Here is a 24607-nt window from a genome sequence, read left to right as displayed (position 1 = left end):
ACGCGGGGGCACTCATGCCGCACGCTCCACGCGGCGCGAGCCGATGTACCAGCGCAGCACGCGGCCCTTGAGGAGCTCGAACCCGATGTTCACGAGGAACCCGATCACGCCGAGCAACAGGATGCCGGCCCACATGTCCGCGGACATGAAGGACTGCTGGGCCAGCAGCGTCATCGCCCCGATGCCCTGGGAGGACCCGAGCATTTCGGAGGCGATCATGACCACGAAGCTGACCTGCAGGCTCACCTGCATGCCGGAAAAGATCTGCGGGCCGGCCGCCGGCAGGTACACGCGCACCATGCGCTCCGAACGGGTCAGCCGGTAGACGGAGCAGACGTCCTTCAGCGAGCCGTCGATCCCGCGGATCCCGTCCATGGTGGCGATGAGGGTGGGGAAGAACGCGGCCAGCGCGATGTTGGCCACGCGCATTTCGGTGCCGAAGCCGATCAGCGTGATGACGATCGGGATCATCGCCACCGGCGGGATGCCGCGGAAGAAGTGGATGGTCGGTTCAAACATCCAGCGGACCGGCGGGACCATTGCCAGCACGAAGCCAATCACCACGCCCGCGGCGATGCCGATCAGGAACCCACTGAAAAGGTTGCCCATGCTCAGCAGGACATCGGAGGTGAAGTGCTCAAAGAGCCACAAGTCGGCGAAACGCTGCAGGATCAGGGACAGCGGCGGGAAGAAGCTGTTGGTCGAATTCGCCGAGAATGTCCACCACGCGGCCAGCAGCGCCAGCGGGCTGGCCACTCCCAGGAAAACCAGTGGGGCCTTGTTGTTTTTCACAGTGATACCTCCCGGTGGGATGGGTGCCAGTGCAGGGCCTTGGCCTCGGCCCACGAGCTGGCACCGTGGAATGCCAGTCCCAGCAGGCCCAGGACGAAGACCAGGGCATAGAGCGTGGCGAAGTTGCCGGCCGCCTGGGCCTGGTAGATGGAGCGGCCCAGGCCCGGGGCCCCGCCCAGCAGCCCCGCCACCACGGCGATGACCAGGGCGGTGGGTGCCGCCACGCGCATCGCGGTGCCGATGAAGGGGCTGGCGCTGGGCAGCACGATCCGCGCCTTGATCTCCAACGGACCCATTCCGTAGGACCGTGCGGTGGCCAGGGCCACCGGGTCGGTGTCCTGGACTCCGGACGCCGTTTGCATGACGATCGCCAGCGAGCAGCCGAACGCCACCAGCACGAAGGCCATCGGCCAGGTGGGCCCCAGGACCATGACGGCCAAGGGCAGGACGACGATCGGCGGGATCGGCTTGAGGAACTCAAAGACCGCCAAAGTCATGGTCCGCACCAGCGCGGAGGTGCCGATCAGGATGCCCAGGCCGATCCCGAGCACCGCGCTGAACACGAGCCCGGCCAGGGCAATGAGGATCGTGACGGAAAGTTCGGACCAGAATGCTTGGCTGACCACCAGGGATGCCATCTCGGCCGCGGTTTCCGGAACCGACGGGACTGCGTCTCCGAAGACCTTTCCCACGGACACAAGCTGCCAGGCGACCAGCACCGCGAAGGCGCCGACGGCACCGTAAAGGCCCTGGGTCCGGCGCGAAGCGCGTTTCGGAAGGACCAGCAGGCCGTTGGGGAACCTACTACTTGTCGCTGAGGATGAGGCTGTCATCGATCTTTACCTCCTTGGCCAGGAAGCCCAGTTCGGTCAAGCGCGTGTTGACGCGCTGGATGTCTTCGAGGCGGACCTCGGTGGGCCAGTACGTCAGGGCCGAGTTCTCCACGACCTCCAGCGGGGTGTCGGTCAGTTTCGCGGCAACCTCAAAGGCTTCATCGTGGTGGTCGTTGGCGTATGCATTGGCCTTGTTGATGGCCCGGGCGAAGGCCTGCAGCTGCTCGGACTTCTTGGTGGCGGTGGAATCACCGGCGACCCAGAGACCGATGGCGCCGCGCTCAAAGAATTCCACGCCCGGCGAGGAAAGGACCTTGCCGCCGGCGGCAACCGCCTTGGACGTGAACGGGGCGACCAGACCGGCTGCGTCGATGCGGCCCTGTGCCAGGGACTGCACGGCCGAGGAGAAGTCGAGGACGATCCAGTTGATCTTGGACGGGTCCCCGCCGGCTTCCTGCACGGCGCGGGTGATGGTGACCTCCAGCTGGGCCTTGCGGGCCGGCACCGAGACGGTCTTGCCCTCGAGCTGTGCCGGCGAGGTGAGGGGCGAGTCCTTTCCGGTGATCAGGGCCGTGTCGTCGATCAGGGTCAGGTCGCCCTGGTCCAGGGCCTCGTCGGCGTAGCCGTCGGCGGCCGCGACGATCTTCAGCGGCACGCCCTGGGACAGTGCGTTGAACATCGGGATCGAGGGGGTATAGGTCAAGTCCAACTGCCCGCTCTGTGCCGCGGCGACGCCGGCGGGAGGGTTGGCCACGACGGAGGTCTCCACGACCAGGCCTTCGTCCTTGAAGTAGCCCTTGGTCTTGGCCATTTCAATGGCGGCATCGGACGTTAGCCCGATGGTGCCGACTTTCAAGGTGCTGCTGTCCCCGGAGGTCGGGGCGGCATCGGTGCCGGCGCCGCAGGCGGCCAGTCCGAGCGTCAGGGTGCCCACGGCGAGCAGTGCCATGGAACGGAGGGATTTTTTCATTGTTGCTCCTGGATTCTTGGTGCGCCACAACGTTGTGGGTCGCGTTGGTTGGTTGATCCCGGTTCGGTGGACGAACGGTTCATTCACGTGGCCGAGTGGACGAGTGTGCCGTTGGAAATCGTGTGGATGGCGGGGTTGGTCCGCAGTGTGCGGATGTCCCGGTCAATGGGGTTTGCCAGGATGCAAAGGTCGGCGAGGTACCCGGGGGCCAGCCTGCCCTTGCGGTGTTCGGCGTGGTCCTGGCGTGCCGGTTGGAAGGTCATCATTTCCAGGGCCTGGGCGAATCCCACGCGTTCGGGATCCGAAGCCGCGCCGGGACCCGCGGTGGTGTCGCGGGTGACCGCGGCGATGACCGTCTCCCTCCAGTCCGGCGTGGTCACGGGTGCGTCGGAGGCTATGTTGGTGCTGACGCCGGCCGAAAGCAGCGAGGCGAGCGGTTGGTGCCAGTCAAACCTCGCGGATCCCAGGATCTTTTTCATCAGGGCCCCGGCTTCGGCGCGGATGTTGGGATTCGTGCTCAGGCCCACCCCGTGCTTCAAGAAGGTGTCGATGGTTTCCGGGCTGCGCAGGGCGCCGTGGATGATGTAGTGTCGCGCGTCGCGGGGGTCCTTTGCCTGGGCGGCGACGATTGCACGCAATGCGGCGTCGGTGGTCGCGTCCCCGGTGGCGTGGATCCCGGCCTGGTACCCGGCCTCGTGGATGCGGGCGATGATCCGATTCAGTTCTGCCTCGCGTTCGGCCTCGGTGTTCCCGGCGATGACCATGGAACCGTGCGAGTGGCCGCATGGTGTTTCATAGGGTTCGGACATCCAAGCGGTTCCGGAACGCGGGATGCCGTCGGCGAAGACCTTGACCCCGGCGATGCGCAGAAGCTGCTCGCTGATGCCGCGGCGTGCCAGGGAACCGGGCAGGTCCGAGGCGAGTCCGGCCCGCACGTCCTGCTCGTTGGCGCCCCCGGTGGAGGAAAAGAGCAGCAACACGTTGATGCGCATGCTCAGTTCGTCGGCGACGGCCATGTCGGCCAGCAGTTCCAGGCTGCGCGTCGCGCTTGAGCCGCCGAAAAGTCCAGCGCCTCCGGGGCCAAGGCCCGGTTCGGTCAGGGACGTGATGCCCAGCGCATGCAGGCGCCGCTGGTGCTTGATGAGGCATTGGCGGACCTCGGCCTTCCCCAGGGCGGGAACGACCCTTCCGGCGAGTTCCACCGCGGCATCCACGAGAAGGCCGTTGACGCGGCCGTCTGCAAAGGTGCCGACTACTCCGTCGGGATATCCACCCGCCCAGGAGTCCAGTGAGGCCAGGCGTGCGGCGGTCTCGTTGAGCAGCAACTGGTGCCCGGTTTGGTCGTAGGCGACCAGCGGGGCATCCGGGCGCAGGCCGAAGATGAAGTCGGGACCGCCGTGTCCCAGGACCGCTTCGTCCCAGCCGTGGGCTCGGATCCATCCGTCGCTGCCGGGAATAGCGTCCCGGAGTATGGCGGCGACCTGGTCCCAGTTCGCCGCGACATTGCTTCCCACCGAGAGCGTTCCGTGCTCGGAGACCGCAGATTCCACGAAGTGGAGGTGGCCGTCGTTGATGCCGGGCAGGACGGCTCCGCCCTGCGCGTCGATGACGCGGGTGGAAGGGCCGACAAGATCCGCCATCCCTGCATCGCCCAGGGCCGAAATGTGTTCGCCCGTGATGGCAACGGCAGTGGCGTTCCCGGCCTCCGGGCCGACGCCGTGAAGCTGCCCGTTGACTACTACGATGTCTGCGGCGCGGCTGGTCTTGGTCATGTGACAGCAGCCCCCTTTCCTGGAATTCCCGCATCTGGATGTGATTCAGCTAACGTGACAACTAGAGTATGTCGCATGACTTAGTCGTTTGACCAGAAGTTTGGAAAAGTTTCTTTCCACGTCCCGTCGAGGGGATCCGTAGGATGGAATGAAAGCTGCTCAGAAAGGCATCCACCAAAATGGCCCACGTTTCCATAAAAGATCGCAGTCACCAGTTTGTAGAGGCGGCCGCGCGGGTGATTGCGCGTGAAGGGATCGCCGCGGCTACAACGCGCAGGATCGCCGCGGAGGCCGACGCGCCCCTTGCTGCGCTGCATTACTGCTTCCGCAGCAAGGACGAGCTCCTTGACGAGGTCTACAATTTCCTGAGTCGGGACTATGCCCGTGAATTGGAGCCCATGGACAGTGGCCTGTCCCTGGAGGAGTCCGTCCGGACCCACGCCACGCGGATCTGGCGCCGCATGCTGAACACCCCGCACGAGCAGGTCACGACGTTTGAACTGTTGCTGCGCCGCAACCGGCTCAAATCCGAGGACGAGGTGGAGCGGGCAGCTGCCATCAACCGCTCGATGTACCAGGGATGGATCGACTCGACGGCCGCGATCTTCACCGACGGTGCACGGGTCTCGGGGGTGGGCGACCCCCAAGACATGGACATCATTGCCCGTTCCTTCATCGCAAACGTCGATGGCATCAGCCTCCAGCACCTCTCGGATCCCAACGAGGAACGGTCATGGCAGCTGCTCGAGATCCTGATCGACTCGGTGGTTTTTCAGATACTCAAGCGCAACGCGGTGGGCGAACAGCCGTAGGCCGCGCGGAAGACCCTGCTGAAATGGGCGCCGTCGGGCAGTCCCCACCTCGCACCGATGGCACCGACCGGAACGTGCACCTGCAGGGGGTCCTCCAAGTCGCGGTGGCACCGCTCGAGACGACGGGTCCGGATCAGTTCGGCCACGGTGTGGCCCGTCTCGCCGAAGAGCTTGTGCAGGCTCCGCAATGACATGAAATGCGCGGCGGCCACGGAGCCCGGCGTCAACTCCGGGTCCGGAAGATGGTCCTCGATGTAGTCCTGGATCGCGAGGACCTGGCGCAACCGGGCGCCGTCGCCGAGGGCGTTGCGCTCGTGGATTTCACTGGCCAGCATGCTCCCGGCGATGTCGACGGCATTGGCGGCAAGGCGCCGCCCCACGGGGCCTGCCAATTGCGGCAGCATCTGGGCCAACTGGGCCAGGAACGGCGTGACCGCGCGCCCCAGCGGGTTCCCCGAGCCGAAGGCCACAGCCGTCAGTTCCGCGACGTCGCCGACCGGAAGCCCCAGCTGGTGCTGGGGAAACATCAGTACCAGCGTGCGGAAGTCCCCGTCGAAAATCATCGTGTAGGGCCGCTGGGTATCGTAGATGGCCAGCTCCCCGGGGCGCAGCACGGTCTCCCTGCCACCTTGCAGGAGCAGTCCGTGGCCGGCGAGCTGCAGGTTGATCTTAAATCGGGGGGCATCCCCCGCCGCGACCAGCTCTTCCGTCCGGCGGATCACATGGGCCGAGGCCGCGACCTCCATGACACCAACCTGGCCCAGCTGGGCCCCGGAGACCGTCCCTTCGAACGGCTGGGCCCCAATGGGTTCGGAACACAGCGGCACGAAGGCGCTCGAAACGAGCGTCTTCCACGAGCTGAACGAATCAACATGCTGCACCTGGTACACGAGCTAGCGACCTTTCCCCAATACGGCCACGCCCCGCTCGGCGGACAAACCAGTGCGGGGTGAGTGGCGTCACATTGTTGCCAATGTACGCGGAATGGCCCCCAAAGTCACGTTTTTTCTCTGGTCGGAGGTTTTACCCCGCACACGGGGCCGCGTCGGTCCCCAGCATGCGCAGGTGCGCCTCAAGCTGCTCATTCAAGTGCCGGGGGCTGTTGAATTCCGCATCAAGGACCGCCACCACCTGCGCTCCCATGAGAAACGTCAAAAGGGCCTCGCCGGCCGCCGCCGACCCGACCTCCGGCCGAATCTCCCCTGCCTCAACACCGCGGTCGACCCAGTGGCCGATCCACGACCGCCACTGGGCCATGGCCTCGTCGTTGACCTCGGCGAACTCCGGCTCATGGATGGCCATCTGCCAAAACGGGATCACCACGCGCGCTTCGTCCAGCCGGTCGACATCCAGCGGAAGCACCTCCATGGCGAACCTCCGCAACGCTGCGAGCCCCTCGAGCCCCTCGGTGGCAACCCGGATGCGCTCGTTGGTGCGACCGAAGACGTGCGTGAAGGTCGCCCGCATCAGGCTGGCCCGGGTGGGGAAGTAGGGCTTCAGGGCCCCGTTGGCGAATCCGGCCTCGGCGGCTATGTCCCGCAGGGTCACCCCGTCGAAGCCCCGGCGGGCGATGACCCTCCAGGTGACCTCGACAAGTTCGAGGCGGCGGGCATCATGGTCGACAATCTTTGGCATGCCACCCATCCTACGGATCCCCCGCCGCCCCGGGCGCAGCGCCCCGCCAATGAACGACCCCTTGCCATGGAGGCGAAACGTGGTTATTCTCTACAGCTAGAGAATAAAAACGTGGTGCACGTCACCGCTTCCAGTAATGCACGTCTCGCACCCTCGTCCATTGAAAGGGCAAAGCCATGACCCTCAGCAACGCCACCGACCAGCAGATCGGCCTCAGCGCCTACTCGCTGGCCACCGAACAGGAAATCGCTGCAGTTCGCGCCATCCTCGCCGAGAACGGCCACTTCCCGGACTCGGCCCGGGTGGCCTACCTGGGTCTCGAGGATCCGCGACGCGACGCAGTGGAGGTGGATCGCCGCTTCCGCGTCTTTATCCTGGACACGGCAGGTGCCCGGCCCAAGGACGTGGTGGTCTCCGTGACCAACCGCGTTGTCGAGTCGGTCATCGAGCTGGACACCACCACCAGCGGCGAGCTGCCGGTTTTGGAGGAGGAATTCGAGGTCGTCGAGCAGCTGCTTGCCGAGGACCCGCGCTGGCTCGAGGCCCTGGCCAAGCGGAACCTCGACGTGGCGAAGGTGCGCGTTGCCCCGCTCTCGGCCGGCGTGTTCGAGTACCCGGAGGAGTCGGGCCGCCGCATCCTGCGCGGGCTGGCCTTCGTGCAGGACCACCCCGAGGACTCGGCCTGGGCACACCCCGTCGACGGGCTGGTCGGCTACGTGGACGTGGGCAACCGAAGCGTGGACCAGGTCATCGACTTGGGCGTCGTGGCCATCCCTGCCGAACACGGCAACTACACCGACCCGGAACTGACCGGCCCGCTGCGCACCACGCAGAAGCCGATCTCCATCACCCAGCCCGAAGGCCCCAGCTTCACCGTCACCGGCGGCAACCGCGTCGAATGGGAAAAGTGGAGCCTGGATGTGGGCTTCGACGTGCGCGAGGGCCTGGTGCTGCACAACATCTCCTTCGAGGACAAGGGCGCCCCGCGCCGCATCCTGAACCGCGCCTCCATCGCGGAGATGGTCGTCCCCTACGGCGACCCGTCCCCGGTGCGCAGCTGGCAGAACTACTTCGACACCGGCGAATACCTGGTGGGCCAGTTCGCCAACTCGCTCGAGCTGGGCTGCGACTGCCTGGGCGAAATCCACTACATCTCCCCCGTGGTCGCGAACGCCCGCGGCGAGGCGCGCACCATCCGCAACGGCATCTGCATGCACGAGGAGGACCACTCGATCCTGGCCAAGCACTCGGATCTGTGGAGCGGGATCAACTACACCCGCCGCAACCGCCGCCTGGTGATCTCCTTCTTCACCACCGTGGGAAACTACGACTACGGCTTCTACTGGTACCTCTACCTCGACGGCACCATCGAGTTCGAGGCCAAGGCCACCGGCATCGTGTTCACCAGCGCCCTGCCGGACGGGGAAACGCCCTACGCATCCGAACTCGCACCGGGACTCGGCGCCCCCTTCCACCAGCACCTCTTCGGCGCCCGTCTTGACTTCGCCCTGGACGGCGGCCCGGGCCGCGTCGAGGAGGAGGATGTGGTGCGTGTGGCCACCGGTCCGGAGAACCTGCGCGGCAATGCCTTCTCCCGCAAGCGCACGGTCTTCACCCGCGAGTCCGAGGCGATCCGCGACGCGGACATGGCCAAGGGCCGCACCTGGGTGGTCTCCAACCCGGAATCGGAAAACCGCCTGGGCCACCCGGTGGGCTACAAGCTGCACCCGCAGGGCAACCCCACGCTGCTGGCCGACGAGGGTTCCTCGATCCACCGCCGCGCCACCTTCGCCGCCAAGGCCCTGTGGGTCACCCCGGCAACCGAGGACCAGCGCTACCCGACCGGCGACTTCGTGAACCAGCACACCGGCGGCGCGGGCCTGCCCGAGTGGGTCAAGGCCGACCGCAACATCGACGGGCAGGACATCGTACTCTGGCACACCTTCGGGCTTACGCACTTCCCGCGCCCCGAGGACTGGCCCATCATGCCGGTGGACACCGTCGGTTTCAAGCTGCGTCCCGAGGGCTTCTTCGACCGCTCGCCGGTCCTCGATGTCCCGGCCCCGGCAACCGGCAAATCCTGCCACTCATAGGCGCCATGCCATGAGCACGAATCCAGCCGCCATCTTCCGGCCTGCACCGCGGATCGCGACGTCAGTGCAACCTGGCACCCGCCGGGCCCCGGGACCGCAGCTCTTTGCGCGGGTCGTTGCCGCCCTGGCGGTCGGCATGGGCGTGGGGCACGTGTGGGTCATGGTTGCGTTCCCCCACGGGCCGTGGGTCGGCGCCGTCCTGGGCGCCATGGTTCTGTTGTGCCTCAAGTGCGCGCACCGGTCCTGGAACAGGCCGACTGCCCTGATCGAGCTCCTGGCCATGTCCTCGCTCATGGCCTTGGCGCACACCTTCATGGCGCTGGGCATCCACGAGCACCGGCACGGCGGAGAAACCGCGGTTGCGGCCGCCGGCGCGGGAGCCGCCGCGATGCTCGGCATCGCCGCGGCCGAGCTGGCGCTGGTCTTGCTCTGCGGGATCGGCCTGCGGCTGGCAGCCTCCGGCACCGCCACCCGCGGCGACGAGGCGCACCGGTAGTCCGCGGAGAATCCGACGTCGGCATCGGCGGGGTGCCGGGAAATTTCCCGGTACCCCGCCGATGCCGTTTCGGCACTCAGTTGGCCAGCCGCGCGGCGATCCCTCCCAGCAGCAGGTCCAGGGCGAAGCGGTGGTTGTCCTCGTCCTGCACCGCGGCCATCATCTCCACCGACGACACCGCCAACGGGTACTGCTGCGCCGAGACCTCCGCATAACGGCTCACCCAGGCCTCGTCGTCCAGGGCCGACTTCTCACCCAGCAGCACCAGTCCCGCACTGAAACCGGTCCACGCCAACATGAAGTCACCGCAGGCCCGGTACACCCGCACCGCTTCCCGCCTCTCGAAGCCCGCCCGATCCAGGGCGCCGAGCATGGCCTCGATGAATTCCAGCTCGCCCTCCTGCCGCGTCACGCGGAGCGCGGCCAGCGTTGCGACTTGCGGGTAGCGCAGGAAACTCGCCCGGGTCCGCAGCATCAGGTCCCGCAGCGACGCTTCCCAACTCGGGCCCGGGCGGTAGCCCTCCATGCCCTTGGCAATGACGCGGTCGGCGAGCGCCAGCAGCAGCTCGTCCTTGTCGGCGAAGTGGCGGTACAACGCCGTGGGATCCGCCCCGAGCTCCTTGCCGATCTTGCGGAAGGACAGCGCGTCGGGTTCGGTTCCATGGGCAAGTTTCAGGCAGGCCTCGAGAATGACTTCCCGCCCCAGTCCCTGCGCGCGCCGGCGCGGTGCCGGGGCCGTGTTCCCCGCCTCGTTTGCGGGCTCGTTGGTGTCCATCGCCTGGTTCAGCTCCCTCGCCGATCACTAAAGTCAACACCGTTGACTTTAGGCCATGACTGCGATTTTATGAACTGGAACACACTTCATTCGTTCGGCGGCACCCGCACGCTTCCACACCGAAAGGGCACCTGTGAGCGAGACTTGGCTATTTCATTCGGGCACCATCTTTGACGGCCAGACCATCCTGGACCCGGGCAGCGCCGTCGCCGTGCGCGATGGCCGCATCCTGGCCGTGGGACCCGAGGCGCAGGTCCGCCAGGCACTGCCGGCACCGGAGCACGACGTTTCCTTGGAAGGGCGTGCCCTGTCCCCCGGATTCACCGACGCGCACGTCCACACCCTGATGGGCGGGGTCGAGTCGCTGGCCTGCGACCTCACCGGCGCCGCCGGCATCGCTGCCACCCTGGCCGCCGTCGAGTCCTACGCCGCAGGCAACACGAAGGACTGGATCACCGGCGGCGGCTGGTCCATGAGCGATTTCCCCGGAGGGACCCCCACCGCCGAACTGCTGGACCCGGTCACCGGCGGGACGCCCGCCTACCTGATCAACCGCGACCACCACGGTGCCTGGGTCAACACCGCCGCCCTGCACCTGGCCGGGATCACCGCGTCCACCCCGGACCCGGAGGACGGGCGCATCGAACGCGACGGGCGGGGAAATCCCACCGGCACGCTGCACGAAGGTGCCATGGACCTGGTCAACGCGCTTCTCCCCTCCCCCGACACCGCAACCCTGCGCGCGGGGCTGCTCGCCGGCCAGGCGTATCTTCATTCATTCGGGATCACCGGCTGGCAGGAAGCAATCCTGGGGAACTACGCCGGGTACCGCGACGGATCGGAAACCTACCGCGCCCTGTACGCCGAGGGGCTCGTGAGCGGACAGGCCGCCGGCGCCCTCTGGGTCCCCCGCGAAACCACGCTCGGGGACGTGCCGCACCTGGTCGAGGATTTCCTGGCCCGCCGGCAGGAAAACGCCGCGGCCGGGTTCCGCACCACCACCGCCAAGATCATGGTCGACGGGGTCGCGGAAAACCAAACCGCCGCGATGCTCGATCCCTACCTGCGCACCTGCGCCTGCGGACCCGACTCCACGGGGTCCACCGGGCTGCGCTACCTTTCCCGGGAGGTTCTGGGCGCGGTGGCGATCGCCCTGGATGCCGCCGGCTTCGACTTGCACCTGCACGTCATCGGCGACGGCGCAGCCCGCATGGGACTCGATGCACTCGAAGCGGCCCGCGCCGCCAACGGCGTCGGCTCCGGACGGCACCACCTCGCGCACCTGCAGGTCATCCACCCCGAGGACGTCGCCCGCTTCGGAGCGCTGGGGCTCAGCATCAACGCCCAGGCGCTGTGGGCCTGCAACGACGACCAAATGACGGAGCTGACCACCCCGTTCCTCGGGGCCGAGCGCGCCGGGTGGCAGTACCCCTTCCGTTCCCTGATCGATGCCGGGGCGCACCTGGTCATGGGATCGGACTGGCCGGTCTCCACACCCAACCCCTTCCAGGCCATCCACGTCGCGGTGAACCGCAGCCACCCGGACCACCCCGACGCCGAGCCGCTGGTGCCGGGCCAGGCCATCACCCTGCTGGAGGCCATGCGCGGCTACACGGCCGGCAGCGCCTGGATCAACCGCGATGCCGAGGGCGGAAGCCTTGGCCCCGGGTCCCGCGCCGACATGGTCCTGCTGGACTCGGACCCGTTCGCCCTTGACTCCCGCGATTTGCATGCCGTGGGGGTGGAACTCACTCTCGCCGCCGGGCACGTGGTCTTTGCCCGTGCCACCGCGCGCGTGTAGGCCCCGCCCGTTCCCCGTCGCCCGATCCCCGCAAGCCATGTGCACGCGCCCGCACCCTTCCCCCACTTTCATGCAAGGATCCCCCATGAGCAGCAGCCCTGCCACCTCCAACGGCAGCCCCGTCTCCTTCGACCGCCTGGAGGCGGCCGCATCAGGCTCCGCCATCGATGCCTCCCTGTCCGGCACCGCATATTCCCCCTATTGGCTCCGGCATCCGGACCGTCCCATGGCCCTGCCCGCGCTGGAAGGCAACGTCGCCACCGACCTGCTGGTCGTCGGTGGCGGCTACACCGGACTGTGGACCGCCCTGCTGGCCAAGGAAAAAGACCCCGGACGCGAGGTCGTGCTCATCGAGGCCGAGACCGTGGGCTGGGCAGCCTCGGGGCGCAATGGCGGATTTTGCGAAGCTTCCCTGGTCCACGGCGAATCCAACGGCGAAAAGCATCTGCCCAGGGAAAACAAGCGGCTGACCGAGCTCGGTGCCGAAAACCTCGCCGGCATCATCAAGACCGTCAAGAAATACGATATCGACTGCGACCTCACCCCCAGCGGCGTGCTGACCGTCGCCACCGAGAAGCACCAGGTGCCATGGCTGGAAGAAGAGGCAGCAGGGAATCCGGAGCTTGGTGCCATGGACGCCTCCGAGGTGCGCACCCATATCAACTCCCCGCTCTTCGAGGCCGGAATCTGGGACAGGGAGACCACGGTGCTGGTGCACCCGGCCAAGCTCGCCTGGGGCCTGAGGCGGGTGTGCCTCGAATTGGGAGTGAAGGTCTTCGAGCACACCAGGGGCGAGGAGCTCAGCGCCACCCGCACAGGGATCCAGGTGCGCACCGGTGCCGGACAGGTTGCCGCCCGGCGGGTTGCCCTGGCCACCAACGCCTTCCCGTCCCTGCTCAAGCGCCATCGGCTGCACACCATCCCGGTCTACGACTATGCCCTGATGACCGAGCCGCTCACCGCCGCCCAGCGCGAGGCCATCGGCTGGAAGGAAAACATGGGACTGGCGGACATGAACAACCGCTTCCACTACTCGCGCCCCACCCTCGACAAGGACGGCGGCTGGCGCCTCCTCTATGGCGGCTACGACGCCGTCTACCACTACGGCCGGGAGATCAAGGCCCAATACGACAGGCACGATGCGACCTTCAGGAAGCTGGCCGCGCACTTCCTGGGCACCTTCCCGCAGCTGGAAGGAATCAGGTTCTCCCACGCATGGGGCGGGGCCATCGACACCTGCAGCCGCTTCTTTTCCTTCTTCGACACCTCCCATGCCGGCCAGGTCGCGTACTGCGCAGGGTTCACCGGCCTGGGCGTGGGGGCCACGCGCTTCGGCGCCCGCGTCATGCTTGACCTGCTCTCGGGCTACAAGACCGAACTCACCGAGCTGGAAATGGTCAGGAAGAAGCCATTGCCCTTCCCTCCGGAACCGGCTGCCTGGCTGGGCGTGAAGCTCATGACCAACGCCCTGGTCAAGGCCGATCGAAACCAGGGCCGTCGCGGACCGTTCCTCAAGGCCATGGATGCTGTGGGAATGGGGTTCGACTCATGAGCGACACCGGCTTCCCGCAGCTTAGCGGCGGCCAGACCCTTCGTGTAAACCGGGTGCCACTGGTCCGCGAACCTCTCCCGGCCGACCAAGCCGCCGGCGAATCCGCCACGACGGGCACGGTGCCGCTGGGCAGCCTCGCAGGCACCGAGTTCGGCATCTGGGAGATGGGTACCGGATCAATGTACGACGTGGAAGCCGAGGAGGTCTTCTTCGTCACCGCCGGACACGGAACCGTGGTCATCGAGCCATTCGAGGGCCACCCGGCACGCACCGCCGGGCTTGTCCCCGGCACCGTCATGCGGCTGAGCGCCGGCATGAAGACCACCTGGACCGTCACCGAACCCCTGCGCAAGATCTATTTCACACCCACCGAACCTTCCGGGAGCTCGTCATGAACACCACCACCCAAGGCCATCAATTCATTAACGGCGAATACCGGCTCGGCCGCGGAGGGACCGCAGAACGCATCAACCCGGCCACCGGCCGGGTCGCCCAGAGTCTCGACTATGCCTCCGTCGCCGACGTCGAGGACGCTGTCGGCGCCGCTTCCGCCGCCTTCGACTCCTGGTCGCGTCGGACCCCGGGAGCCCGCGCCGACCACCTGCTGGCCTTCGCCACCGAACTGGGCACCCGCGCCGCCGAACTCGCCGCCCTGGAAACCGAACAGACAGGAAAGTCCACCCGCATGTCCCACGAGTTCGACGTGCCGGGCACCATCGACAACGTGAACTTCTTCGCAGGTGCGGCCCGGAACCTGCAGGGACAGGCCGCCGGCGACTATGCGGGAAACTCCACCTCGATGATCCGCCGCGAGGCCATCGGCGTGATCGGCTCCATCGCCCCGTGGAACTACCCGTTGCAGATGGCAGCCTGGAAGATCCTGCCGGCAATCGCCGCAGGCAACACCATCGTGCTCAAGCCCAGCGAGCTGACCCCCGGCACCACGTTGCTCTTTGCCGAGGCCGCCACCGCAGCCGGAATCCCCGACGGCGTGATCAACGTGGTCGTCGGCACCGGCCGCGAGATCGGCGAGGCCCTGGTCCGCCACCCGCAGGTGGTCATGAGCTCCTTCACCGGCTCCACCGCCGTCGGACGGCGCATCATGGAAATGGCCTCAGAAACCGGCAAGCGCGTCCACCTGGAACTCGGCGGCAAGGCCCCGCTGGTGGTCTTCAAGGACGCCGACGTCGAGGCCGCCGCCCACGGCGCCGTGGCCGGATCCACCATCAACGCCGGCCAGGACTGCACCGCTGCGACTCGTGCCTACGTGCACTCCTCGCTGTTCGAGAAATTCACCAAACGGGTCGCCGAACTCATGGACGCAATGGTCGTCGGGGACCCCACCGATCCGGACACCGACATGGGCTCGCTGATCTCCCTCGGCCACCGCGACAAGGTCGCCTCCGTGGTCCAGCGCGCGAGGGACTCCGGTGCCAGTGTGCTGGCCGGCGGGCTTGCCCCCGAGCACCCGGGAGCGTTCTACCGCCCGACCCTGGTCACCGGCGCCACCCAGGACAGCGAAATCGTGCAGCAGGAGATCTTCGGGCCCGTGCTGGTCGCCCTTCCCTTCGAGACCGAGGACGAGGCCATCGAACTGGCCAACGACACACCGTACGGCCTGGCGGCCTCCGCCTGGACCAACGACCTCAACCTCGCCATGCGAGCCGCCGCCCAGATCCAGGCCGGTTGCGTGTGGGTCAACGAGCACATCCCGATCGTCTCGGAAATGCCGCACGGCGGCTACAAGGCCTCGGGCTTCGGCAAGGACATGAGCAGCTATTCCTTCGAGGAGTACACCAACGTCAAGCACGTGCTCATCTCCCACGACACCGACGTGCACAAGGAATGGCAGGACACCGTCTTCAGGCAGCGTTGATCGTTCCAGACCTCGGGGCCGTTGCCGGCTCACCGGCCTCGCCGGAACCCGCCCTGCGCGCGAGAATCGCGCCATGGGGCCGGTGGCCGGGATCCGTTCGCATGTGAACCTCGAGGATGGCGAACCCGGCATCCTCGAGTTCCCCGCAAAGGCCTGTGACCGGCCACCGGTAAGCCGTCACGACCTTGTGCTCGAAGGCCTCCACGGCGGGTCCGTCGAAGAACCCCAGGAGAACAAGACCACCGGCCGTGACGCAGCGGGCGAATTCCCGCAAGACCGGGCCCACATCCCGCGGTTCCGTGTGGATGATCGAGTACCAGGACAGGATGCCCGCCACTGACCCGTCCTGCCTGCCCAAGGCTTCAAGGTTCCCGACCCTGAACGGGACGTGGGGGAATCTTTGCCGCGCACGCTCGATGAATGCCGGGGAAAGATCGACCCCCTCGACCTCGCACCCGTGCTCATGCAGCAAGGCCGTCCAATGGCCCGGGCCGCACCCGGCATCGACAAGGGGGCCGCCGGCGCGTTTCGCGAAGCTGTGCACCAGAGCCAGATCTTTCGGATGGACATCCCCTATCGATCCAAAAGCCTCGATGTATTCATCGGCCCGGTCCGAGTAGGCGTCCCGAATGCGGGAAATCGACATGGCATCGAGTCTAATCCCGGACACGGGGCGCGTCCGCGCACCGTCGAGGCCTTGTCGAGGGCCCCTTGGCGCGACACCTCCGTGGCTTGCGGCCGCTTCGAGCGCAATTCGCACCCACGCCGCGACGAATCTCCACACCCCGGCGGAAGCCACGGGGCCCCGCGCCCCCGCCGAATCGCTACACTGTTCTGGTTGGGGGTCTCTTGGGGAGACACGGCACGCAATCGATCTGGAGCTGAACCTTTCATGGGCGGACACCACCACGCCGACGTACTCGTTGACCCGGCCCGGCGCCGGCGCGCCAACCTCATCCTCTGGATCCTGCTCGCCCCCGTGGGGGTGCTGGCGTTGGTGGCAACCCTCATGCTCTGGCCCAGCGGCGGCATCACCAAGTCGCCCCTCAACGACGTCTTCGACACCGCCAACGGGGTGGAACTGTCCACCGGAACCGTCACCCGGACGGTGAGCGAGACCTGTCCCTCCACCCAGGGGCTGGACGAGGTAGGCGGCCAGGAACTGCTGTGCGACATTTCCTATGTCACCCCCGAAACCGGCGGCGCATCCTTCGCGCTGGAAGTGCCGCCCGAAACCACGCAGTCCCGGCCGCTGGTGGCCGGGGACAAGATCAAGTACCTCGACCTGTCGCACACCTCCGATTCCTCGGCCCCCTACGTCTTCGTGGACTTCGTGCGCTCGACCCCCTTGGCCCTGCTGGGCATCGCCTACGCGGTGGTCGTGTGCTGGGTTGCGCGATGGCGCGGGCTGCGGGCCCTGGCGGGGCTCGCCGGCGGGTTGGTCTTCATCGTCAGCTTCATGATCCCGGCACTGCTCGAAGGCAAGTCCCCCATGCTGGTCGGGCTCACCACCTCCACCATCGTCATGTTTGCCGCCCTCTACTTCGCCCACGGATTCTCGGCCCGGACCTCCACGGCCCTGTTGGGGACCTTGTTCGGGTTGGGGGTCACCGCGGCCATCGCCACCTGGGCCACCGATGCGGCGGCATTGACCGGGGCCACCGAGGATTCCGCCCTGACCCTGAGCACCGTGGTGCCCGAGCTCAGCCTCTCCGGGTTGCTCTTGTGCGGCCTGCTCATCGCCGGCATGGGCGTGCTCAACGACGTGACCATCACCCAGTCTTCAGCCGTATGGGAACTGGCGGAAATCGCCCCGCATTCCACGGCACGGCAGCTTTTTGCCTCGGGCATGCGCATCGGCCGCGACCACATCGCCTCGACCGTCTACACCATCGCCTTCGCCTACGCCGGTGCCGCCCTGCCGATCCTGGTGCTCGTGAGCCTGTACGACCGCCCCCTGATCGACACCCTCACCACGGGCCAGATGGCCGAAGAGGTCATCCGGATCCTGGTCGGTTCAATCGGCCTGGTCCTGGCCATCCCGGTGACCACCGCGATCGCCGTGGCCGTGGTCAAGGCCGTCGGCTCGGGCAACGGATCGGGCAACGGATCGGCGGACACCGCTTCCCCCGCCGCGGCCGGCAACCCCAGGCCGTCGGGGCGACGCGCCCGGCAGCCTCTCTCGGCCGACGTCGACTAGGCCCCCACGGACGGGTTTCCGTCCGTGCACGCCCAACACCGCGTTCGTCACAAATTAATGATAATGGTTCTTGTTTAGTTTAGACTGAGTAGTCGTACGCAACCTTCCCTGGCCCTCAAAGGATCGCTTCACCCATGAATCGTCGAACACTTCGCCTCATCCCCCTGGCCGTTGCCGGCACGCTCGCCCTGGCGGCCTGCGGCGGAAACGCTTCCGGCCAGGAATCCGCCGCCGAACAGGGCAGGCTGCAGGTGGTCACCAGCACCACCGTCTACGCCGACCTGGTCAGCCGGATCGGCGGGGACCTGGTGGAGGCAAGCCCCGTCATCAACTCCGTGTCGCAGGACCCGCACTCCTACGAGGCCACGTCCCGGGACAAGCTCGCCTTGTCCAAGGCCCAGCTCGTGGTCGCCAACGGCGGCGGATACGACGCCTTCATGGACGTCCTGGCCAAGGACCTCAAGCTGTCCGAGTCCACGGTCATCAACGCCGTCGACACCTCGCCGATTGCCGCAGGGGAAAAGGCCGAGGACACCGGCAAGCATGACGAGCACGCCGATGAGGCCGCCGCACACGACGAGCACGCCGATGAAGCCGCAGCGCACGACGAACACGCCGACGAAGCCGCAGCGCACGACGAACACGCCGACGAAGCCGCAGCGCACGACGAACACGCCGACGAAGCCGCAGCGCACGACGACCACGCCGCCGAGGAAGCCACCGCCGACGAACACGAGGGCCACGGCCACGCCTCCTACAACGAGCATGTCTGGTACGACCTCGAATCGATGCGCCTGCTCACCGACGAGATCGCCAAGCGCCTCGCCGTGCTGAAGCCCGAGGGCGCCGCCACCTTCACCGCCAACGCCGCATCGCTGACTTCGGACCTGAAGAACCTCGAAGCCAAGGTCGAAAAGCTGCATGGTTCCCTGGACGGCAAGCACTTCGCGATGACCGAGCCGGTGCCCTTCCACCTGTTGGAGGACCTGGGCATGAGCGACGCGACCCCCGAGGGCCTGAGCGAATCCATCGAGGGCGGCGGCGAGGTCTCCCCGCAGGCCTTCAACGAAATGGGCAAGCGCTTCGACGCCGGGGACATCGACATGCTGGCCTACAACACCCAGACCGAAAGCCCGCAGACCGAACGCATCCGCAAGCAGGCCGACGCGGCGAAGGTGCCCGTCATCGACTTCACCGAAACCCTGCCGCCGAACACCGACTACGTGTCCTGGATGGACTCCAACATCCAGGCCGTGGAGGCCCTGGCCAAGTAGCGCGATCCCCCAGGCAAAAAGAGGCCCGGTGGCGGGCGAACCGATTGGTTCGCCAGCCACCGGGCCGACTTTTTGTGCTTGCCGCCTATCGCTCAGGCACCCGCCTCCGTGGTCTTGGGCCAGCGCAGCAGCGCCGCAATGCCCACGCCGTCGGGCAGCACGCCCTCGGGCACATACCGGATGGTCGCGTCGGTCAGCGCCGTCGCCCGCAGGAGCACCTCCGGTGCCGGCCAGGACCCGATGACCGAGTCGGAATGTTCCTCCGAGTCCTCGCCGCAGAGCCACGGGTCCGCGTCCAGCGCGATGAGCGTCTCATCGTCCTGGTACTGGCCCACCAGCACCGTCTCGGCCTGTGCCTGCTGCAGGGCGGCGACGACCTCGTCGAAGCCCAGGGCCAGTTCCGTCCGGCCGTTACCGCTGCGGTTTGCCACGCGGTCGGACAGTTCCTGCACGTCCCTGCCCAGCACCTCATCGACCTGTTCCTGCACGGCCGCGGCGAATGCGGCCTGGTCCGCGCCTCCCGTGCGCGTGTGCTGCTCGAGGATGCTGGTGATCGGCTTGTTCGCCGCCCCGAGCTTGCTGGCGACCAGCTCCCGGGCCTTGACGTCGCCGGCCAGCACAATGAGCTTCACGTAGTTTTCGCGGGCCAGCTCGTCGATCTGCTTGGCCAGCTCATCGGCATTGCGCCGCCAGATCTCCTCGGTCGAGGAGCGGTTCTTCGGTTCGTCGTAGCGCCCCGGGACCTTGCGGGCATGGTGTGCTTCCTCGGGGTCCCCGACGACGCCGCGGCTGGCCTCGACGCCCTGGACCGCGGAGTGGTAAAGCCTGACTTCGCCGCCGTCGCGGCCCGCCTCGGCCACCAGGTAGGGGAATTGCCCGCCGCGGGCGCGGGCCAGGGCCACCAGGTTCGGGAAGGGGCCGCAGTCGACATCCGCGGTTTCGACCTTCAGGCCATCAATGATTTCGTCGAGAACGACCTCGCCGTTGTTCACCGCCACGAAGCGGGCAACCGGTGCCGCGTGTCCGTCGGCCGGCAGCAGGGCTCCCTTGAGGGCGCCGATGTCTGCTTCGGCGGCCTGTTGCGAGCCGAGAAGTTTCCCCACCTGGTCGGGGAGTGCGTCAACCGCTTCCTGTGCCGCGGTTGTTCCTAGCGAAACGTCGACGAGGGCGGTACACCATTGGCCCTCTCGACGGTAGAGCGAGGCGTCGATTCCTGTGGAACCTGCGCGTGATGCCATGGGGGAACTCCTTCCCACGCGGGGAAGCCCCTGCGTGCCGATTCGATCCGTCTGCTCACCGTAGCACCGCGGGACGCCCCGCCGAAAGGGTCTGCTCAAAAGGGATTTCATTAGGTACGATGGTGCGATCCGTGCCCCGTCGCGGACCGCGATGACGGGTACCTTAACCCGCACGTCGCACCCCGGTTGGCACCGGTTGCTACAGTCCCAGGACGGCGGTGGCGACCAGGAAGTAGATGACCAGCCCCGCCGCATCGACGAACGTGGAGATGAAGGGGTTGGAGAAGACCGCCGGGTCCGCGCGCACCGCCTTGCCCAGCAGCGGCATCAGCCCGCCGATGCTCGCGGCCATGGTGCACACCCCCAGCAGCGTCAGCCCGATGACCAACCCGAGGGGCACGCTGAAGGCCAGCGCCGCGATCGAGAAGCCGAGGGCCCCGAGCAGCAGTCCCAGCAGGGCACCGACACGCACCTCGCGCACGAACACCTTGAGCACGTCCCGCGGCCGCACATCCCCCAGCGCCAGGGCGCGGGTGATGGTGGTCGCGGCCTGGTTGCCGGTGTTCCCGCCGGTGCCGATGAGCAGCGGGATGAACAGCGAGAGCACCACTTGCGCCTCGAGGGTGGCCTCGAACGCGCCGATGACCTGCACCGTCAGCGTCGCGCCGAGCGCCAGCACCAGCAGCCACACCACGCGGGCCCGCACGATCGAACGCACCGGGGTCGCCAGGTATGGTCGGCGCAGCGGCTCGGAGCCGCCGGACCGGGCGGCGTCCTCGGACTCGGCCTCCTCCAGGATCCCCAGCGCGTCATCCACCGTCAGGATCCCCACAAGGCGCTCCTCGTCGTCCACCACCGGCAGCACCAGGACCTTCGCGTCGGCGCAGTAGCGGGCGGCTTCCTCCGCATCCAGGGATGCCCCCACGGAGATGGGCTTCTTCATGATCCCCTCGACGAGCTCCCCGGGCTCGGCACGCAGGACATCACGCAACGACACCACTCCCACCAGGCGGCGGCCCGCATCGGTGACGAGGATGGTGTACACGCTCTCGGCGTCATCGAGCAGGGCGCGCACCCGCGCCAGGGTCTGCCCCGCGTTGTTCCCGGGACGCGTGGTCACGAACTCCGGGCTCATGCAGCGTCCCACCGCGCCCTGCGGGTAGCCCAGCACCGTGCCGGTCAGTGCGCGTTCCTTCGCGTCCAGGCCCAGGATCAGCCGGTTGGCGACCGCTGCCGGCAGCTCGTCGACCAGGGCGACGCGGTCATCGGGGCTCAGGGAGGCAAAGACCTCGGCGACGTCCTCCTCCTGCAGGCCGGACACCAGGTCGGCCTGCAGCGAGGCATCAAGGCGCTCGAAGACCCCCATGGCACGGTCCTTGGGGAGCGTGCGGTAGGCCAGGGCCCTGTCAATGGTGTTCAGTCGCTCGAGCTGCTCAAGGGTTTCGGTGGTCCCCAGGGCGTGGAACACCCGTGACGTTGCGGCAATGTCGTTGGCTGCCAGGGCCTTGGCCAGTTGCTCCGAGCTGGTGTCGAACGAGCTCGCGGGAGTCTTGATCATGTTCCGGTTCCCTCCGGTGGACACGCACGCGAGCATCGCACCGGCGGGTACCGGCGGCGCGTGCCTGCAGTGGGTGATGTGTGCTTGGGCAGTGCGTGGAACCGCAGCCGCGCAGCACCTGCCAAACCCTTCGGGGAATTCCTCACGGACGTGCAGCAGGGACCCGCCGAAGCGGATCCGTTCCCGGCGCGGGGCGCCGGGCGCGACTTGCCTGCCTTCACGGACCCGGTGCTTGGCACCTGCCGGAGGAAAGGACGGTCATGGCTAAATGGTGAGGGATTCCCGGGCGCTGAGGTGTTGCCCGCGCGGCGCGGTAGATCGGCTAGGTCCGTCGTCCATGCGTGCGGTCACCTCCATCCGTGCTGGGGCCGGTACATCCCCTGGCCGGCATCGCTCTCGCGCGTTGCCGCACCGGGGCCCGGGCGTTAGTCCCATGCTAGGCCACGGGCAAGGCAAACGGCCAATGCGGGTCCGCGCCCGCGGTACGCGGGGTGCTCAGCTTCGCGGGGCCGGACGGGTGGGAACCCAGTATCGCCGGGTGGGACCGTCGGAGGCCTCGACGACGTTCTCCAGCACTCCCCCGTTGGCCTCGATGGTGCGGGCCGAGCCGACGTTGTCTTCCCGGCAGGTCAGCAGGGCCGAGGCGATGTTGCGCTGCGCCAATTGCGCCAGGGAGAGGCGCAGGATCCCCGTGGCGTGGCCGCGCCTGCGGTGTTCGGGGCGGACCGCGTAGCCGATGTGCCCGCCGACCGAGAGCAGGTGCTCGTTGAGCTCGAACCTGATGCAGGTCCTGCCCACCAAGATGCCGTCGTCGAAGGCGCCCCAGAGCGCGGAGCGGACCCAGCCGGCAGGCAAGCCCAGTCCCTGTTCGTGGGCCGCGAGCTGCTCGAGGTAGGAATCGAATCCGCGCCGGGACGAGTACCCGAGCAGGAAGTCGAAGTCGTCGGCGTCCAGTTCGGTGCGCGCATCAAGGGCTGCCGCGGCGTCGGCGGCGGTGAACGGTCGGATCTCAAGCATGCTTTGAAGGCTACCAGCCCGTTTCCTTCCCTCCGGCACCGGATACACGCAACGGCCCGGCGAGTGCCGGGGCACCCGGGGAATCCCGGGACCTGGCGCACACCGGGCCGCTCGCAGGCGCGGCTATGCCGCTAGCACTCGATCACGTTCACGGCCAGCCCGCCCATGGCGGTTTCCTTGTACTTGTCGCTCATGTCCTTGCCGGTCTCGCGCATGGTGATGATGACCTCGTCGAGGGTCACGTGATGCTGCCCGTCGCCCATCAGCGCCATCTTGGCGGCGTTGATGGCCTTGGAGGCGGCGATCGCGTTGCGCTCGATGCACGGGATCTGCACCAAGCCGCCAATGGGGTCGCAGGTCAGCCCGAGGTTGTGCTCCATCGCGATTTCCGCGGCGTTCTCCACCTGGTCCACGGTGCCGCCGAGGATCTCGGCCAGGCCGCCGGCGGCCATCGAGGAGGCCGAACCGACCTCGCCCTGGCAGCCGACCTCCGCGCCGGAGATCGAGGCCTGCTCCTTGTAGAGCACGCCGATGGCAGCGGCGGTGAGCAGGAAGCGCACGATCACGTCCTCGCGCTCCTCCTGGTTCCAGTACTTGGCGCCGGGCGCGTAGTGGGTTGCGTAGAACATGACGGCCGGGATGATGCCCGCCGCTCCGTTGGTGGGGGCCGTGACCACCCGTCCGCCGGAGGCATTTTCCTCGTTGACGGCCAGCGCCACCAGGTTCACCCATTCCTGCCAGTACACCGGGTCGCGGTCCTTGTCCTCCTTGGCCAGGCGCTTGTGCCATTCCGGGGCGCGGCGGCGGACCTTGAGGCCACCGGGCAGGATCCCCTCGCGTTCCAGCGAGGCATCCTTGCAATCCTCCATGACCTGCCAGATGTGCATCAGCCCGGAGCGGATCTCCTCCTTGGAACGGTAGGTTTCCTCGTTCGCGGCCATCACCCCGGCAATGGACATGCCGGTGGTGGCGCAGTGCTCCAGCAGCTCGGCCGCGGTGCGGAAGGGGTAGGGCTGGGCGTTGACTGCTTCCTCAAGGTTGGCAGCAAGCTTTTCCTCGGCGCCCTCGCGCACGATGAAGCCGCCGCCCACCGAATAATAGGTGTCCTCCGCCAGGACGTTGCCCTCGGCATCCAAGGCGGCCATCTTCATGCCGTTGGTGTGCCGCGGCAGGACCGTGAGCGGGTGCTGGATCATGTCCTCGACCTTGTAGTCGATTTCCTTGCCGCCACCCAGGGCCTTGCACAATTGCAGCTTGCCGGTCGCCGCCATGTCGTCCAGGCGCTCATCGACCTCGGAGGGCAGGATGGCCTCGGGCTCGTAGCCTTCGAGCCCCAGCATGATCGCGGTGAAGGTTCCATGGCCGCGGCCGGTCGCGGCCAGCGACCCGTAGACATCAACCCGCAGCGAGGCCAACTGCCCGAGGTGTTCCTCGCGCACCAGCTTCGCGGCGAAGGCGTGGGCGGCGCGCATGGGTCCCACCGTGTGTGATGACGATGGCCCAATGCCGACGGTGAAAAGATCAAAAACACTGATAGCCATTGAACGAACTTCCTTCATAAGTACTGCAGTGGTGGGTCTCGGTGATGGAGGGAGGAACGACCGGGCGTGTGATGCGCGCCACGACGGACGGTGCAGAGACCGCGAGCCCGGGACCGTTCGGGCCCCGGGCTCGCGGCTTCATGCATGGAGTCCGGGACTAGACCAGTTTGGCCAGATCCGGATACAGCGGGTGTGCGTTGGCCAGGGCGTGGACGCGGTCCTTCAGGGCCGCGAGCGTCGCCTCGTTGTCTGCCTGGGTTCCGGCGATGAGGGTCTCGGCGATGATGTCCGCGACCTCCACGAACGCCGCCTCGGAGAAGCCGCGGGTGGCCAGCGCCGGGGTGCCGATGCGCAGCCCGGAGGTGACCATCG

The 24607-nt window shown here is 67.4% G+C and carries 21 protein-coding genes and 1 pseudogene; 9 read left to right on the top strand and 13 right to left on the bottom strand.

The window, feature by feature from the left end; translation table 11 throughout:
* Nucleotides 1-12 precede the first annotated feature (12 nt).
* The 4 genes from ACIPVK_RS12880 to ACIPVK_RS12865 form a co-directional block, all read right to left on the bottom strand.
* Nucleotides 13-792, bottom strand: a complete 780-nt coding sequence (locus ACIPVK_RS12880; RefSeq protein WP_407612378.1) for an ABC transporter permease — start codon at nt 790-792, stop codon at nt 13-15.
* Nucleotides 789-1625: an ABC transporter permease gene (locus ACIPVK_RS12875; RefSeq protein ID WP_407612377.1), complete on the bottom strand. Its 837-nt coding sequence runs from the start codon at nt 1623-1625 to the stop codon at nt 789-791. The genes ACIPVK_RS12880 and ACIPVK_RS12875 overlap by 4 nt, the downstream gene beginning before the upstream one ends.
* Entirely contained in the window at nt 1597-2595 is a 999-nt protein-coding gene (locus tag ACIPVK_RS12870) for an ABC transporter substrate-binding protein (RefSeq protein WP_407612376.1), read from the bottom strand. Before ACIPVK_RS12870 ends, ACIPVK_RS12875 begins: the two co-directional genes overlap by 29 nt.
* Before the next feature lie 83 nt (nt 2596-2678).
* Complete coding sequence (locus ACIPVK_RS12865; protein ID WP_407612375.1) at nt 2679-4367, bottom strand: amidohydrolase; 1689 nt, start codon at nt 4365-4367, stop codon at nt 2679-2681.
* Between the two features lie 179 nt (nt 4368-4546).
* On the opposite strand from ACIPVK_RS12865, the gene ACIPVK_RS12860 reads away from it, so the two are divergent.
* Complete coding sequence (locus ACIPVK_RS12860) at nt 4547-5179, top strand: TetR family transcriptional regulator (RefSeq protein WP_407612374.1); 633 nt, start codon at nt 4547-4549, stop codon at nt 5177-5179.
* On the opposite strand, the gene ACIPVK_RS12855 is transcribed toward ACIPVK_RS12860, so the two are convergent.
* Entirely contained in the window at nt 5140-6069 is a 930-nt protein-coding gene (locus ACIPVK_RS12855; RefSeq protein WP_407612373.1) for a helix-turn-helix domain-containing protein, read from the bottom strand. The genes ACIPVK_RS12860 and ACIPVK_RS12855 overlap by 40 nt on opposite strands.
* 133 nt (nt 6070-6202) lie before the next feature.
* Nucleotides 6203-6814: a TetR/AcrR family transcriptional regulator gene (locus ACIPVK_RS12850; protein ID WP_407612372.1), complete on the bottom strand. Its 612-nt coding sequence runs from the start codon at nt 6812-6814 to the stop codon at nt 6203-6205.
* Between the two features lie 176 nt (nt 6815-6990).
* On the opposite strand from ACIPVK_RS12850, the gene ACIPVK_RS12845 reads away from it, so the two are divergent.
* Both ACIPVK_RS12845 and ACIPVK_RS12840 read left to right on the top strand, forming a co-directional pair.
* Nucleotides 6991-8907: a primary-amine oxidase gene (locus ACIPVK_RS12845; RefSeq protein ID WP_407612371.1), complete on the top strand. Its 1917-nt coding sequence runs from the start codon at nt 6991-6993 to the stop codon at nt 8905-8907.
* Between the two features lie 10 nt (nt 8908-8917).
* On the top strand, nt 8918-9403 hold the full coding sequence (locus tag ACIPVK_RS12840) for a hypothetical protein (protein ID WP_407612370.1): 486 nt from the start codon (nt 8918-8920) through the stop codon (nt 9401-9403).
* A gap of 76 nt (nt 9404-9479) precedes the next feature.
* Here ACIPVK_RS12840 and ACIPVK_RS12835 read toward each other — a convergent pair whose 3' ends face one another.
* A complete protein-coding gene (locus ACIPVK_RS12835; protein WP_407612369.1) occupies nt 9480-10178 on the bottom strand; it encodes a TetR/AcrR family transcriptional regulator C-terminal domain-containing protein in 699 nt (232 codons plus the stop codon).
* A gap of 133 nt (nt 10179-10311) precedes the next feature.
* Between ACIPVK_RS12835 and ACIPVK_RS12830 the strand changes: the two genes are divergently transcribed.
* The 4 genes from ACIPVK_RS12830 (at nt 10312) to ACIPVK_RS12815 (ending at nt 15407) form a co-directional block, all read left to right on the top strand.
* Complete coding sequence (locus ACIPVK_RS12830; protein ID WP_407612368.1) at nt 10312-11979, top strand: amidohydrolase; 1668 nt, start codon at nt 10312-10314, stop codon at nt 11977-11979.
* Between the two features lie 85 nt (nt 11980-12064).
* A complete protein-coding gene (locus ACIPVK_RS12825; protein WP_407612367.1) occupies nt 12065-13531 on the top strand; it encodes an NAD(P)/FAD-dependent oxidoreductase in 1467 nt (488 codons plus the stop codon).
* Nucleotides 13528-13926: a cupin domain-containing protein gene (locus ACIPVK_RS12820; protein ID WP_407612366.1), complete on the top strand. Its 399-nt coding sequence runs from the start codon at nt 13528-13530 to the stop codon at nt 13924-13926. The genes ACIPVK_RS12825 and ACIPVK_RS12820 overlap by 4 nt, the downstream gene beginning before the upstream one ends.
* Nucleotides 13923-15407, top strand: coding sequence for a gamma-aminobutyraldehyde dehydrogenase (locus ACIPVK_RS12815; protein ID WP_407612365.1), 1485 nt, complete (start codon nt 13923-13925; stop codon nt 15405-15407). The genes ACIPVK_RS12820 and ACIPVK_RS12815 overlap by 4 nt, the downstream gene beginning before the upstream one ends.
* Here ACIPVK_RS12815 and ACIPVK_RS12810 read toward each other — a convergent pair.
* The gene (locus tag ACIPVK_RS12810) at nt 15394-16053 is read right to left on the bottom strand and encodes a class I SAM-dependent methyltransferase (RefSeq protein ID WP_407612364.1); all 660 of its coding nucleotides are present in this window, start codon (nt 16051-16053) and stop codon (nt 15394-15396) included. The two genes, ACIPVK_RS12815 and ACIPVK_RS12810, sit on opposite strands and share 14 nt — an antisense overlap.
* Before the next feature lie 246 nt (nt 16054-16299).
* On the opposite strand from ACIPVK_RS12810, the gene ACIPVK_RS12805 reads away from it, so the two are divergent.
* Nucleotides 16300-17607, top strand: coding sequence for a YibE/F family protein (locus ACIPVK_RS12805; RefSeq protein ID WP_407612363.1), 1308 nt, complete (start codon nt 16300-16302; stop codon nt 17605-17607).
* A gap of 134 nt (nt 17608-17741) precedes the next feature.
* Entirely contained in the window at nt 17742-18881 is a 1140-nt protein-coding gene (locus ACIPVK_RS12800) for a metal ABC transporter solute-binding protein, Zn/Mn family (protein ID WP_407612362.1), read from the top strand.
* A gap of 92 nt (nt 18882-18973) precedes the next feature.
* Here ACIPVK_RS12800 and ACIPVK_RS12795 read toward each other — a convergent pair whose 3' ends face one another.
* The 5 genes and pseudogenes from ACIPVK_RS12795 to ACIPVK_RS12775 all read right to left on the bottom strand — a co-directional run.
* Nucleotides 18974-20119 (bottom strand): hypothetical protein, encoded by a 1146-nt coding sequence (locus tag ACIPVK_RS12795; RefSeq protein WP_407612361.1) that lies wholly within the window; start codon nt 20117-20119, stop codon nt 18974-18976.
* A 199-nt stretch (nt 20120-20318) separates the two neighbouring features.
* Entirely contained in the window at nt 20319-21677 is a 1359-nt protein-coding gene (mgtE, locus tag ACIPVK_RS12790) for a magnesium transporter (RefSeq protein WP_407612360.1), read from the bottom strand.
* Between the two features lie 495 nt (nt 21678-22172).
* Nucleotides 22173-22694 carry a GNAT family N-acetyltransferase gene (locus ACIPVK_RS12785; protein ID WP_407612359.1) on the bottom strand — a complete coding sequence of 174 codons (522 nt, stop codon included), beginning with the start codon at nt 22692-22694 and terminating at the stop codon, nt 22173-22175.
* A 131-nt stretch (nt 22695-22825) separates the two neighbouring features.
* A complete protein-coding gene (locus ACIPVK_RS12780; protein ID WP_407612358.1) occupies nt 22826-24235 on the bottom strand; it encodes an L-serine ammonia-lyase in 1410 nt (469 codons plus the stop codon).
* Between the two features lie 157 nt (nt 24236-24392).
* A pseudogene (locus ACIPVK_RS12775) lies at nt 24393-24607 on the bottom strand (serine hydroxymethyltransferase); the annotation flags it as partial.

The organism is Paeniglutamicibacter sp. MACA_103, assembly GCF_045798555.1.
Classification (GTDB): domain Bacteria; phylum Actinomycetota; class Actinomycetes; order Actinomycetales; family Micrococcaceae; genus Paeniglutamicibacter.
Note: the sequence above shows the minus strand (reverse complement) of the source record. Positions and strands in the feature narration are given on the sequence as shown.

Coding starts and splice junctions, on each gene's coding strand:
- ACIPVK_RS12840 (WP_407612370.1), top strand. CDS start 8,918: ATGAGCACGAATCCAGCCGCCATCTTCCGGCCTGCACCGCGGATCGCG.
- ACIPVK_RS12850 (WP_407612372.1), bottom strand. CDS start 6,814: ATGCCAAAGATTGTCGACCATGATGCCCGCCGCCTCGAACTTGTCGAG.
- ACIPVK_RS12810 (WP_407612364.1), bottom strand. CDS start 16,053: ATGTCGATTTCCCGCATTCGGGACGCCTACTCGGACCGGGCCGATGAA.
- ACIPVK_RS12820 (WP_407612366.1), top strand. CDS start 13,528: ATGAGCGACACCGGCTTCCCGCAGCTTAGCGGCGGCCAGACCCTTCGT.
- ACIPVK_RS12785 (WP_407612359.1), bottom strand. CDS start 22,694: ATGCTTGAGATCCGACCGTTCACCGCCGCCGACGCCGCGGCAGCCCTT.
- mgtE (WP_407612360.1), bottom strand. CDS start 21,677: ATGATCAAGACTCCCGCGAGCTCGTTCGACACCAGCTCGGAGCAACTG.
- ACIPVK_RS12795 (WP_407612361.1), bottom strand. CDS start 20,119: ATGGCATCACGCGCAGGTTCCACAGGAATCGACGCCTCGCTCTACCGT.
- ACIPVK_RS12825 (WP_407612367.1), top strand. CDS start 12,065: ATGAGCAGCAGCCCTGCCACCTCCAACGGCAGCCCCGTCTCCTTCGAC.
- ACIPVK_RS12860 (WP_407612374.1), top strand. CDS start 4,547: ATGGCCCACGTTTCCATAAAAGATCGCAGTCACCAGTTTGTAGAGGCG.
- ACIPVK_RS12870 (WP_407612376.1), bottom strand. CDS start 2,595: ATGAAAAAATCCCTCCGTTCCATGGCACTGCTCGCCGTGGGCACCCTG.
- ACIPVK_RS12780 (WP_407612358.1), bottom strand. CDS start 24,235: ATGGCTATCAGTGTTTTTGATCTTTTCACCGTCGGCATTGGGCCATCG.
- ACIPVK_RS12800 (WP_407612362.1), top strand. CDS start 17,742: ATGAATCGTCGAACACTTCGCCTCATCCCCCTGGCCGTTGCCGGCACG.
- ACIPVK_RS12835 (WP_407612369.1), bottom strand. CDS start 10,178: ATGGACACCAACGAGCCCGCAAACGAGGCGGGGAACACGGCCCCGGCA.
- ACIPVK_RS12805 (WP_407612363.1), top strand. CDS start 16,300: ATGGGCGGACACCACCACGCCGACGTACTCGTTGACCCGGCCCGGCGC.
- ACIPVK_RS12865 (WP_407612375.1), bottom strand. CDS start 4,367: ATGACCAAGACCAGCCGCGCCGCAGACATCGTAGTAGTCAACGGGCAG.
- ACIPVK_RS12845 (WP_407612371.1), top strand. CDS start 6,991: ATGACCCTCAGCAACGCCACCGACCAGCAGATCGGCCTCAGCGCCTAC.
- ACIPVK_RS12875 (WP_407612377.1), bottom strand. CDS start 1,625: ATGACAGCCTCATCCTCAGCGACAAGTAGTAGGTTCCCCAACGGCCTG.
- ACIPVK_RS12815 (WP_407612365.1), top strand. CDS start 13,923: ATGAACACCACCACCCAAGGCCATCAATTCATTAACGGCGAATACCGG.